The sequence below is a fragment of the Endozoicomonas sp. ALD040 genome (assembly GCF_049275945.1).
Classification (GTDB): Bacteria; Pseudomonadota; Gammaproteobacteria; order Pseudomonadales; family Endozoicomonadaceae; genus Endozoicomonas_A.
In genome coordinates, this window is sequence record NZ_CP184829.1 from 3,639,629 (window position 1) to 3,652,980 (window position 13,352).

Annotated in this window: 7 protein-coding genes; all 7 read right to left on the reverse strand. The window is 48.0% G+C overall.

The features are described from left to right. Positions 1-107: 107 nt before the first annotated feature. The 7 genes from ACOJUN_RS13335 to ACOJUN_RS13365 all read right to left on the reverse strand — a co-directional run bounded on the left by ACOJUN_RS13335 (position 108) and on the right by ACOJUN_RS13365 (position 13,299). Complete coding sequence (locus tag ACOJUN_RS13335) at positions 108-488, reverse strand: hypothetical protein (protein ID WP_422132431.1); 381 nt, start codon at positions 486-488, stop codon at positions 108-110. A gap of 92 nt (positions 489-580) precedes the next feature. Beyond that, positions 581-2,506: a hypothetical protein gene (locus tag ACOJUN_RS13340; protein WP_422132432.1), complete on the reverse strand. Its 1,926-nt coding sequence runs from the start codon at positions 2,504-2,506 to the stop codon at positions 581-583. Between the two features lie 125 nt (positions 2,507-2,631). Then, positions 2,632-4,383: a hypothetical protein gene (locus ACOJUN_RS13345; RefSeq protein WP_422132433.1), complete on the reverse strand. Its 1,752-nt coding sequence runs from the start codon at positions 4,381-4,383 to the stop codon at positions 2,632-2,634. Positions 4,384-4,630: 247 nt separating this feature from the next. Then, on the reverse strand, positions 4,631-6,553 hold the full coding sequence (locus tag ACOJUN_RS13350) for a hypothetical protein (protein WP_422132434.1): 1,923 nt from the start codon (positions 6,551-6,553) through the stop codon (positions 4,631-4,633). A 93-nt stretch (positions 6,554-6,646) separates the two neighbouring features. Next, entirely contained in the window at positions 6,647-8,827 is a 2,181-nt protein-coding gene (locus ACOJUN_RS13355; RefSeq protein WP_422132435.1) for a hypothetical protein, read from the reverse strand. Positions 8,828-8,961: 134 nt separating this feature from the next. Further along, positions 8,962-10,878, reverse strand: coding sequence for a hypothetical protein (locus tag ACOJUN_RS13360; protein WP_422132436.1), 1,917 nt, complete (start codon positions 10,876-10,878; stop codon positions 8,962-8,964). A gap of 165 nt (positions 10,879-11,043) precedes the next feature. Next, a complete protein-coding gene (locus tag ACOJUN_RS13365) occupies positions 11,044-13,299 on the reverse strand; it encodes a hypothetical protein (RefSeq protein WP_422132437.1) in 2,256 nt (751 codons plus the stop codon). Between the last annotated feature and the right edge of the window lie 53 nt (positions 13,300-13,352).

Here is a 13,352-nt window from a genome sequence, read left to right on the forward strand (position 1 = left end):
TGCAAACGTGTGGTTTTCACTCGCCTCTCTTGGTTCAATCGGATTAAACAGCAGTGAATACGAGTTCCAATAGTTTGTTAAAAGCTGACCGACAGCGATAGCCGCTTCTACAGGTACCCATGAACAATGGTGGGAGCTTTCACGGGTGTTTCTTGTGATCGGGATGAGTTCGTATGCAACCAGGAGATTTGTTGCGTAAAGCCATTGCCGTGAAATCGATCCAATAAGGAGCGTTTTACCCCGTATTCTTCAGGTCTTTGTCGTTTGTCATCTGATGACAGAACGGTCTCTGCATAGTCGTTTTTTCCGGCAATGTCTGGCAGGTTGTCTGACAAAATATGCCCGTCAGGCTTTACAGAAAAGTTCTGGTTTGGAGAATCTGTATTGTGTTCAAGCTCGACAATAAATCGTCTCGTCAATGGATTGGCCTGGCAGATGACAGACAACGACAGCAACATCAGTGCTACAAAGAGTGAGTATTTAATCATTCTGTCCTTGCCTCCTGTTACACAGAGAGGAAGGATAGATCAAGAAAATAAGTGTGTTTTTGTAACTTTCTCATGAAAAGGAAGTTGTCCATTCAAGGATTAAGGTCATTGTCTAAATTCACATCAAAAGGCTTGCGTTTTCGATGAATTCTTTTGTGATTCGACAGGGCTTGGAGATTTTCACAGACCTTCCCGCACGGCCGCTGCTGACCATCCTCCCCGATCACTGTCACTTCACAGGCTTTTGGCCCGCTGTGGTCTCTTCTATAGTGATTCGTCAGGGTTCTGGCATTCTTGCAAACCTTTCCGCATGGTCGTTGCTGTCCATCCTCAACGACCACCGTTGCGTCACAGGTTTTTTGCCCGCTGTGGATTTTGCTTTTGTGATCCCACAGGGCATGGGCACTCTTACAAACCCTCCCACATGGTCGCTGCTGACCATCTTTCTCGACCACTGCCACATCACAGGTTTTTTGCCCGCTGTGAACTTTGCTTTTGTGAACCGAGAGGATTGAAGCATTCTTACAGACCGTCCCGCATGGCCTCTGCTGGCCATCCTTCCCGACTAATGCCTCGTCACAGGTTTGTTGCCCGGAATGGAAGATGCTCCTGTGAATCCCAATGGCTACGAGATTCTTGCAGGTCATACCGCATGGCCGCGACTGGCCATCCTCACCAACCACGGTTGTGTTACAGGTTTGTATCCCGGTGTGCTCTTTTCTTCTGTGATAAAACAGAGCCTGAAAATTCTTGTAGATCTTCCCGCATGGTTGCTGCAGGCCATCCTCTGTGACCAGGGTCGCTCTACAGGTTTGTTCCCCGCCGTGGTTTTTGCTTTTGTGATTCCAAAGAGATTGAGCATTCTTGCAAACCATGGCACATACCCGCTTTCGGCCATCCTCCCTGACCACAGTAAAGTCACAGGTTTTTTGCCCGCTGTGGACGATTTTTTTGTGAGCGTAGAGGGCTTGAGCATTCTGGCAGGTCATCTTGCATGGCCGCCGTTGTCCGTTCTCCCCGGCCACGGTTAGCTCACAGGTTTTTTGCCCGGTATGGTAACTGCTTTTGTGAGATGAAAGTGCTCTTTCATTCTTGGCGACCTTCCCGCATTGCTGCAGTTGGCCATCCTTTCCGACTAATAACTCTCTGCAGATTGTTTGCTGCGGGGGATTAGTTGTATCGGCCAGAAGAGTAACCTTTGAGTTCAGGGCGATCCCGTCTAAGGCGATCCCGTCTAAGGCGACCCCGTCTAAGGCGACCCCGTCTAAGGCGACTCCGTCTGTAGAGTCGAAGCTATCAAATTGTGTATTAGTTTGATGGGGGGTTGAGCTTTGTTCGAGTGTTGCGCCTGTGTGGTCTGCCGAACTTTCTCGACATTCCAGCGCTCCGCTATCGGATGAATCTGAAGATTTTCGGAATTGACAAACATCATTACAGGGATGGACGAAACAATTTAAACCCAAAGTATGTGAGTGTTGTTGAGGGGCTTCGTTACCGTCATCAAAGTCAGAATACAGTAGACTGGTGAAATAGCCTATAGGGTAGGTTGTGATTTGTGGGGCTTGTTGGATGGATGATTCTGAGGGCTGGGCCTGTGCTTGATTAGGTTCTGAGCCAGGCATCATAGTGTTGATCGCAAACGAGAGATCCACCTCTGTCAACATAAATCTCGCTTGTTGTTCAAGAGGCATAAACAACGCTGAATCAGGGGACCGATTGCTTTTTAAAAGCCAACCAACAACGATAATCGTTTCTACAGATAGCCATGGATAAAGATTGGAGCTTAAAGAGGCGTCTTTGCTAGACAGGATCAGTTGAAGAGTAACCAGAAGGTTCGCGGCGTAAAGCCATTGCCATGAAATCGAGTCAATGAAGTTTATTTTTATTCTGTAATTGTCATTTCTGTGTCGTTTGTCATCCAATGGCAAATCAGACACTGTATGGTCGTTTGATCCGACAATAAAAGGCTCTGTCAACGGCTCGGCCTGACAGAAGACAGATAATGACAGTATCAGCAACAGCAGTGCTGCAAAGCATGAGAGTTTAATAATTCTATCCTTGCCTTCTGATTTACCAAGGGGAAGGATAGACCAGGGAAGTAAGTGTGTTTTTGTGCCTTACTCATAAAAGAGCGGGTGTCAGTTCAAGGACTGAGGTCATCTTGCTGGCCCACATCAAGAGGCTTGCGTTTTCGATGTCTTCTTTTGTGCTCCGAGAGAGCATGAGCATTCTTGCAGATCTTACCGCATTGCTGCAGCTGACCATCCTCTTTGAGTACTATTAAGTCACAGTTTTTTTTCCCGGTGTGGATTCTTCCTTTGTGATCCATTATGGCTTTGGCATTTTTGAAGGCCTTCCCACACGGTCGCGACCGACCATCCTTTCCCATTACTGGCATGTCGCAGATTTGTCGCCCGGTGTGGAATATTCTTTTGTGTTCCCGGAGGGCTCTGGCGTTGTTGCAGACCTTCTCGCATGCCCACTGCTGACCATCCCCTCCAGCCACGGTCACGTTACAGGTTTTCCGCTCGCAGTGGTTGCTGCTTTTGTGCTCCGAGAGGGCATGAGAATTCTTGCAGATTTTTCCGCATGCTCGCTGCTGGCCATTCTCAGCAACCACTATCACGTCACAGTTTTTTTGCCCGGTGTGGAAGTAGTTTTTGTGAGATGACAGTGATCGATAACTCTTGCATACTTTTCCGCACGGCTGCGGCTGGCCATCATCCCCGATCACGGTTATGCCGCAGGTTTGTTGTGTGCAGTGATCTTTTGATTTGTGGTGCATCAGGGCAGCATTATTGATGCATACCTTTGCGCATGGCCGCTCTTGGCCATCCTCACAGATAACGTTTACGTAACAGGTTTTTTGCCCGGTGTGGTATCTGCTTCTATGAACCGTCAGAGATCGAATACTCTCACAGATTTTTCCACATGGTCGCTGTTGGCCATCTTCCCCGATTATGTTTACGACACAGGTCTGTTGCCCACTGTGGACAACGCTTTTGTGATACCACAGAGTTTTGGCATTCTGGTAGGACGCTCCGCATAGCTGCGGCTCGTTATCCTCCCCAGTCACTATTGCGTCACAGGCTTTTTGCCCGGTGTGGTATCCGCTTATGTGAGACAAAAGAATTTTTTTATTCTTGTAAACCTTCCCGCATTGTCGGAGCTGGCCATCCTTCCCGAACATTATCACATTACAAGTTGCCTGCTGGGCAGGGCCGGTGGCATTACTGGCCAGTTGGGGGCATGAGCTTTGTCCGGATGTTACTTCTGCGTAGCCTGTTGAACTTTCTTCACAAACCAACCCTGCGCTACTGGATGGATCTAAACATTGTCGGAATCGACAAACACCATTACAGGGAGAGATATAACAATTTAAACCCAAAGTATGCAGTTGTCCTTCAGGGTCTTCGTTACCTTCGTCAGAATCTGAATACAGGAGGCTGGTGTGATAGCCTCTAATGTGAGTGGTGGCTTGCAGGGCACGCTGGCCAGATGGTTCTGATTGCTGATATTGAGGTTGATCCTGCTCAGAACCAGGCATCATAGTGTTGATTACAAACGGGCGATTTTGACTCGCCTCTTGTTGTTCAATCGGGTTAAACAGAGGTAAATAGCGATTCCAATAATTTTTTAGAAGCCAACCGGCAGTGGTAACCGCTTCCAAAGGTATCCATGAATAGCGGTTTGAGCGAAGAGGGGCGTCTCTGGTGGCTAGAGCCAGTTCGTTAGCAATCAGCAGATTCGCAGTGAAAAGGCATTCCCACGAAATCAACTCAGTGAGAGGCATTTTTTCTCCGTAAATATAAAAACTCTGTCGTTTTTTATCCGTTGGCAATTCGTGTTCTGCGTGGCCATTTGTGTCGGCAATCTCTGAGGATTTTTTTGGCAATGTGTAGCGGTCACCATTTATAGAAAAATTCCCGTTTGAAGAGCCTGTATTTTGTTCAGGCTCGACAATAAAATGACTTGTACATGCTTCGGCCTGATAAACGACAGGTAATAAAAGCGTCAGAAGAAGTGCCGCAAAGACTGAGTGTTTAATAATTCTATCCTTGCCTTCTGGATTACAGAGAGAAAGGATAGATCAAGAAAATAAGTGTGTTTTTGTGTCTTACTCATAAAGGCCGGGTGTCAGTTCAGGGAGTGAGGTCATCGCCCTGGTCCGAATCAACAGACTTTCGTTTTCGATGTCTTCTCTTGTGATTCGACAGGTCTTGATTACTCTTGCAGACCCTCCTGCATGGTCTCTGCTGACTATCCTCTGCGACCACTGTCATATCACAGATTTGTTGTCCTGAGTGGACTTTTTTTTTGTGATACCTCAGGGCTAGAGCATTCATACAGACCGTCCCGCATGGCCGCTGCTGACCATTCTTGCCGACTATTACCACGTCACAGGTTTGTTGCCCAGTGTGGACACTGCTTTTGTGATGCGAAAGGGCTTGAGCATTTTTGTAGACCTTCCTGCATGGCCGCTGTTGGCCATCCCCACCAACCACGGTCACATCACAGGTTTGTTGCCCGGTGTGGTATGTATATTTATGAACTGAAAGAGACTGAGCATTATTTAAGACTTTCCCGCACTCTCGCGCGTGGCCGCCTTTCCCGACCACGGTTACATGACAGGTTTGTTGCACGGTGTGGAAGGATCTCTTGTGATACGACAAGGCTTGAGCATTCCTGCAAACCTTTCCGCATGGACGTAGTTTGCCATTTTCCCCGACCACGTTCACGTTACAGGATTGTCGCCCTGAGTGGAAGTTGCTTTTGTGACATGACAGGGATAGGGCATTCTTGTAAACCTTCCCGCATGACTGCGGTTGGCCATCTTCGCCGATCACGGTTACGTTACAGGTTTCTTGAGCAGCGTGCTTTCGTGATTTGTGCTGTTTCAGGGCAAAATAACCTATGCAGATCGTCCCACATGGTCGCCGCTGGCCATCCTCATCAACCACGACTACGTCACAAGGCTTTTGCCTGGAGTGGTATTTGTATTTATGATATGTAAGGCTTCTAGTGTTTTTGTAGACCCTCCCGCATAGCCGCTCCTGATAGTCCTCCCCGACTACCGTTGCGTCACAGGTTTTTTGTCCAGTGTGATATGTGCTTTTATGAACCGACAGGACTTTTGCATTCTTGAAGGCCCTTCCGCATTGTTGCAGCAGGCCATCCTTCCCTAACACTATCACGTTGCAAGTAATTTGCCCGGCGGGGCTGGTGCTATCGGCTGCCACTTCTGCTATTGAGTTGAGGATGACCCCGTCTGAGGCAACCCCGTTTACGCTATTAGACGGATCGGAAGATTGTCGAAATCGACAAACACCGTTACAGGGATAGATAAAACAATTTAAACCCAAAGTATGCAGGTACTGTTCAGGGTCTTCATTACCGCCGCCAGAGTCAGAATACAGGTGGCTGGTGTAATAGCCTTTAAAGTGAGTATTGACTTGCGGGGGATGCTGCACTGATGATTGTGATGACTGATATTGTGGTCGGTCCTGTTCAGAGCCAGCCATCATAGTGGTGATGGCAAACGGGTGATGTTGACTCGCCTCTTGTTGTTCAATTGGGTTGAACAGCAGTGAGTCGGGGTTCCAGTAGTTTTTTAAAAGCCAGCCAAGAGTGATAATCACTTCCAGAGGCAGCAATGAATAAGGGGTTGGGGATTGAGAGGTGTCTTTGGTGGTCAGGATCAAATTATAAGTAACCAGCAGATTCGTAGCGTATAGCCAATGCCAGGAAATCGACTTAATGAGGGGCTTTTTTACCCCGTAGTTGTAAGTCTTACGTCGTATCTTGTCAGGTGATGAATAGGGTTCCGTGTAGCCGTTTGTGTCGGCAATGTCAGGCGGTTTATCTGACAAGGTTTGTTGGTCGAGCTTTATAAAAAAATTATGGTTTGAACAGTCTGCATTCTGTTCAGGCTCGATAACAAAGCATATTGTCAAGGGTTCAGCCTGACAGGCGACAGACAAAGACAGTAACAGCAGTGCTGGAAAGAGTGAGTGTTTAATAATTATATCTCTGCCTTCTGGTTTAAAGAGGAAATGATAGATCAAGAAAATTTTTCTGGAGAGTTATGTATTCCCACGCAGAGCGAAGGTGCGGGTTTTTGGAGTTTTGCGACACTCCCTTAAAGTGCGGGTATCAGCTCAAGGAGTGAGGTTATTGAGCTGGTTCACATAAACAGGCTTGCGTTTTCGATGTCTTTTTTTGTGCTCCGAGAGGGCATGAGCATTCTCGCAGACCTTCCTGCATTGCCACAGCAGACCGTCGTCCCCGACCAGGGTTATGCCACAGGTTTGTTGCCTAGTGTGGACGCTGCTTTTATGAGCCGACAGATATTGATCGTTTCTGAAGGCCTTTCCACACGGCTGCTGCAGGCCATTCTTTCCAACCACTGTCATAGTGCAGGTTTGTGGCTCACTGTGGTCTCTTCTTTTGTGATTCGACAAGGCTTTAGCATTCTGGCAGACCTTTCCGCATGGCTGTGGTTGGCTATCCGCACCAATTATTGATAGGTCGCAGGTTAGTCGCCCTCTGTGGATGCTGCTTTTATGACACGATAGAGATTGAGCACTCCTAAAAACCTTCCCGCATGGCCGCTGCTGGCCATCCTCCCTGATCACGGTTACTTCACAGGTTTGTTGCCCGGTGTGGTGATTGTTTTTGTGATTCGACAAGGCTTTAGCATTCTTGCAGATCGTTCCGCACGGCCGCAGCTGGCCATCCTCCTCGATAACGGTCATATCACAGGTTTGTTGACCGGTGTGGAAATTACTTTTGTGATTCAACAAGGCTTTAGCATTCCGGCAGACCGTTCCGCATGGCCGTGGTTGGCTATCCGCACCGATTACTGATAGGTCACAGGTTTGTTGCCTGGTGTGGATGCTGCTTTTATGAGCGGACAGAGATTGAGCACTCCCTAAAACCTTCCCGCACGGCCGCAGCTGGCCATCCTTGCCGACCACGGTTATTTCACAGGTTTTTTGCCCGGTGTGGTAATTGTTTTTGTGATTCGACAAAGCTTTAGCACTCTGACATACCGTTCCGCATGGCCGCAGCTGGCCATCCTCCCCGACAACGATCGCATCACAGGTTTGTTGCTTGCTGTGGAAATTTCTTTTGTGATTAGACAAGGCTTTAGGATTCTGGCAGACCCTTCCGCATGGCTGTGTCTGGCCATTCTCCCTGACAACGGGCTCATAACAGGTTTTTTGCCCGTAGTGAGTGCTGATTTTATGAATTGACAGATCGACAGCATTCTTGAAGACCTTCCCGCACGGCCGTTTCTGGCCATCTTCCCCGATTACGATCAAGTTGCAGGTTTTTTGCCCGCTATGGTATCTGTGTTTGTGACTCGACAGGGCTTGAGTATTTTTGCAGACCTTCCCACAGGGTCTTGGCCGGCCATCCTCTCCGACTGATGTCAGGACACAGGCTTTTTGCCCGGTATGGTATCTGCTTCTGTGAAACAACAGATATTTTTTATTCTTGAATACTTTCTTGCATTGCCGCACCTGACCATCATCTCCGACCTGGATCACGCTACAAGTTGCCTGTCCGGCAGGGAGCCATGAGTCGGCTGCCCCTGCAACCATAGAGTTTGACGCGACACCGTCTACAGACGTACAACCAAAGCAGTGTGTATCAGCGAAATGGGGGTATGAGTCTGATACAGGGGGTGATCCAGTGTTGTCTGTCGAACTTTTTTCACAAACCAGCGCTCCGCTATTGGATGGGTCGTAAGATTGTCGAAATCGACAAACACCGTTGCATGGATAGATAAAACAATTTAAACCCAAAGTATGCAGGTATTGTCCAGGGTCTTCATTACCGCTGCCAGAGTCTGAATACAGAAGGCTGGTGTAATAGCCTGTAATATAACTAGCCGCATGTGGGGTATGCTGACCCGATGATTGTGATGGCTGAAATTGTGGTTGGTCCTGTTCAGAGCCAGGCATCAGAGTGGTGATGGCAAACGGGTGATTAGGACTCGCCTCTTGTTGTTTGATGGGATAAAACAACTGTGAGCCCGGGTTCCAATAATTTTTTAAAAGCCAGCCGACAGTGATAACTGCTTCCAGAGGTAGCCAGGAAATCGACTCAATCAGGGTCGTTTTCATCTCGTTATTGTAAAGTTTGTGTCGTTTTTCATCAGGCGGTGAATCGGGTTCTGTATAACCGTTTGTGTTGGCAATATCAGACGGGCTGTCTGACAAAGTTCTTCGGTCAAGCTTTATAAAAAAATACTGGTTTGAAGAATCTGCACTTTGTTCAGGCTCGATAACAAAGCATTTTGTCAAGGGGTTAGCCTGACAGGTGACAGACAACGACAGTAACAGCAGTACAGCAAAGAGTGAGTGTTTAATAATTCTATCCCTGTCTTCTGGCTTACAGAGAGGAAGGATAGATCAAGAAAATAAGAGTGTTTTTGTGTCTTTCGTATGAAAGGGCGGGAGTCAGATCAAGGGAGGCCGTTCAGATTCATATTAACAGATTTGCGTTTCCGATGTGTTTTTTTGTGGTCCGAGAAGGCTTGAGCATTTTTGCAGACCTTTCCGCATGGTTGCGGCTGGCCATCCTTATCAATCAGGGGCAGTTCACAGGTTTTTTGGCCTGAGTGGTAATTGCTTTTGTGAGACGACAGTGATGCTAAATTTTTGAAGACCTTTCCGCATGCCCGCTGCTGACCATCCTTATCAACCAGAGTCAGTTCACAGGCTTTTTGCCGTGAGTGGCAGTTGCTTTTGTGAGATGAGAGGGCTTTGGCACTATTGCAGACTTTTCCACATGGTTGCGGCTGGCCATCCTGATCAATCAGGTTCAGTTCACAGGTTTTTTGCCCGGTGTGGGTGCCTCTTTTGTGAGACGACAGTAATGCTAAATTTTTGAAGACCCTCCCGCATGCCCGCTGCTGGCCATCCTCCCCGAGGACAGTCATGCCACAGGTTTTTTTCCCGCTGTGGTAACTGTTTTTGTGACTCCAGTGGGCTTCAGCATTCTTGCACACAGTTCCGCATGGTCGCGGCTGGCCATTATCTCCAATCACTGTAAATTCGCAGATTTTTTTCTCGCTGTGAGCGCTGTTTTTGTGAAACGACAGTGATCGTGAAGTCTTGAAAACCTGACCGCATAGTCGCAGCTGGCCATCTTTCCAGAGCACGGTCAAATTACAGATTTTTTGCCCGGTATGGTATGCGCTTTTGTGAGATGACAGGGCTTGAGCATTCTTGCTGACTTTCCCGCATGGTCGCTGCTGGCCATCCTCCCCGACCACAGTCACACCACAGGTTTTTTGTCCGATATGATCGGTGTTTTTGTGATTGTACAGGGCTCTGTTATTCTGGCAGAGCAATCCGCATGGCTGAGGTCGGCCATCCTCGCCGGTTACCGTATAGTCACAGGCTTTTTTTCCGCTATGGTACTTGCTTCTGTGAGATGACAGAGCTCTGGCATTTTTGCAGACTTTCCCGCATTGTCGCTGCTGGCCATCCTCCCCTGATACTATTTCATTGCACTTTGTTTGCCCTGCAAGGTGAGTTGGATCAGCTGATCCTGCTCCCATTAGGTTAAGGAAAACCCCGTCTGAGGCGACCCCGTCTGAGGCGACCCCGTCTTCAAATTTATAAAGATAGTAGTGTGTATTTGCCGAATAGGGACATGAGTCTGGTTCTGGGTTTGTCTCTGTGTGGTCTGTCGAACTTTCTTCAAAAGCCAACGCACCGCTATTGTATGGATTGGAAGATTGTCGGAATTGACAAATGCCATGACAGGGATAGATATAACAGTTTAAACCTAAAGTATGCGAGTGTTGTTCAGGGTCTTCGTTACCGTCGTTAGAGTCAGAATAAAGGAGGCTGTAGAAATAGCCTTTAATATGAGCGGGGGGCTGTTGGCCGGGTGATTCTGATGGTTGGCCTTGTTGCGGAGCATGTTCAGAGCCAGCCATCATAGCGGAAATTGCAAACGGGGGGGGCTGACTCGCTTCTTGTGGTTCAATCGGGTTATACAGGGATGAATAGGGATTCCAATCGACTTTTAAAAGCCAACCCAAAGCGATAACTGTTTCTTCAGGTATCCATGAATAAGGGCTTGAGCTTAAAGGGATGTCATTGGTGGTCAGAAACAGTCCATAAGCAACCAGCAGATTCGTAGCATAAAACCACTGCCACGAAATTGACTGAATGAAGAACGTTTTCAACCTGTAGCTGTCAGGTCTGTGTCGTTTGTCATCAAGCTGTGAATAGGGTTCTGCATAGCCGTTTGTGTCGACAATGTCCGTTGTGTTGCCTGGCAATACCCTTCGGTCAAGCTTTATAAAAAAGTTCTGGTTTGGAAAATTTGCATTCTGTTCAAGCCCGACAATATAACGTCTTGTCAAAGGTTTAGCCTGGCAGGTGACAGACAGCGACAGTATCAGCAGTGCTGCAAAGAGTGAGTATTTAATGATTCTATTCTTGTATTCAAGTCTACAGAGAGCAAGGATAGATCAAGCAAGCAAGTAAGTATGTTTTTGTGTTTTCCCAATGAAAGGGCCGGTTTCAGTTCAAAGTGTCAGGTAATCGTTCCGGTCCGCATCAAGAGACTTGCGTTTTCGATGTGTTCTTTTGTGCTTCGACAGGGCTTGAGTATTCTTGCAGCCCTTCTCGCATGGTCGCAACAGACCATTTTTGTCGAGCACGTTTAAGTCACAGGTTTCTTGTCTGGTGTGATATTTGCTTTTGTGAGCCGACAGAGACGCAATACTGCGGAAGATCCTACCGCACGGCCGCTGCTGGTTATCCTCCCCGACTGTGATGAATTCACAGGTTTGTTGCCCGGTGTGATGATTGCTTTTGTGATTCGACAGGGCTTTGGCATTCTTGCAGACTGTCCCGCATGGCAGAGGCTGGCCATTCTTCCCAATCACAGTAGCTTCGCAAGTTTGCTGCTCGGTGTGGACGCTGCTTTTGTGAGACGACAGTGATGATACATTTTTGAAGACCTTCCCGCATCTTCGCAGCTGACCACCCTCTCCGAGCACAGTGATGCCACAGGTTTTTTTCCCGGTATGGTAATTGCCTTTGTGATTCGACAGAGCTTTGGCATTATTGCAGACTACTCCGCATGGCCGCGACTGGCCATTATCTCCAATCACTGTAAATTCACAGGCTTTTTGTTCGGTGTGGGCGCTTCTTTTATGATTCGAGAGGGCCATAGCATGCTTGAAGAGCTTCCCGCATGGTTGCGGCTTACCATCCTTTCCGACCACATTTTCTTCACAGTTTTTTTGCCCGGAGTGCACTCTGCTTTTGTGATCCCATAGGGCTTTAGCATTCTTGCATATCATTCCGCAGGTTCGTGGCTGTCCATTCTCCCCGACTTCTGTCACGGGACAGTTTTGTTGCCCGCTGTGATATCTGCTTTTGTGATCCAAGAGGGCTTTTGCACTCTTGAAGGTCATCCCGCACGGCCGCGGCTGGCCATCCTCACAGAGTATGGTCAAGTCACAGCTTTGTTGTCTGGTGTGGTATTTGCCTTTGTGATACGACAGGGCTGGAATATTCTTGCAGACTGTCCCGCATGGCCGTGACTGGCCATCCTCCCCGACGACTCTTACGTCACAGGCTTTTTGCCCGGTATGATATTGGCTTTTGTGATTCGACAGGGAATGAGTATTCTTGCAGACCTTCCCGCATGGATGCAGCTGGCCATCCTCCCCAAGCACGTTTATATCACAGGCTTGTTGCCCGGTATGGGTGCCGCTTCTGTGAGATGACAGTGATCGTGCATTCTTGAAGACCTTCCCGCAAGGCTGCAGCTGGCTATTCCCCCCGAGCACAGTCAAGTCACAGGTTTTTTGTCTCGTGTGAGCTATTCTTTTGTGATCTCGCGGGGCCTGAGCACTCTTGCAGTGAATCCCCCATGGTTGTGGCTGTTCATCCTCCCAGAGTACGACCATTTTACAGGTTTTTCGCTCATTGTGGGTGCTGCTTTTATGAACCGAGAGAGATTCAGCATTCCTGAAGATCTTCCCACATTGTCGCAGCTGGCCATCATCTGCGATCAGGATCACGTTACAGGTTGCTTGTCCGACCGGGGGAGTTGTATCGGCTGCCCATGCAACCATTGAGTCTAAGGCGACTCCGTCTGAGGCGACCCCGTCTACCCTATTGGAAGGGTCGGAAGATTGTCGAAATCGACAAACACCTTTACAGGGATAGATAAAACAATTTAAACCCAAAGTATGCAGGTGTTCTTGAGGGTCTTCATTACCGCTGCCAGAGTCAGAATACAGAGGGCTGGTGTAATAGCTTGTAATATGAGTAGCGGCCTGTGGGGTATGCTGACCCGATGATTGTGATGGCTGATATTGAGGCTGGTTCTGTTCAGAACCGTTCATTATAGTGGTAATGGAAAACGGGTGATTTTTTAAAAACCAGCCGACAGTGATAACCGTTTCCAGAGGTAACCATGAATAAAGGGTTGGGCATAGAGAGATGTTTTTGGTGCTCAGGATCAGTTCATAAGCAACGAGCAGATTCGTAGCGTATAGGCAGTGCCAGAAAATCGACTCAATAAGGGTGGTTTTCATCCCGTAATTGGATGGTTTGTGTCGTTTTTTATCAGGTGGTGAATCAGGTTCCGTATGACCGTTTGTATCGGCAATGTCAGACGGGGTGCCTGACAATGTTCGTCGGTCAAGCTGTATAAAAAAATTCTGGTTTGAAAAATCTGCATTCTGTTCAAGCTCGATAAGAAAGCATCTTGTCAAGGGTTTAGCCAGGCAGACGACAGACAGCGACAGCAAAAAGAGTGCCACAAAAAGTGAGTGTTTAATAAATCTATCCTTGCTTTCTGGTTTACAGAGAGGAA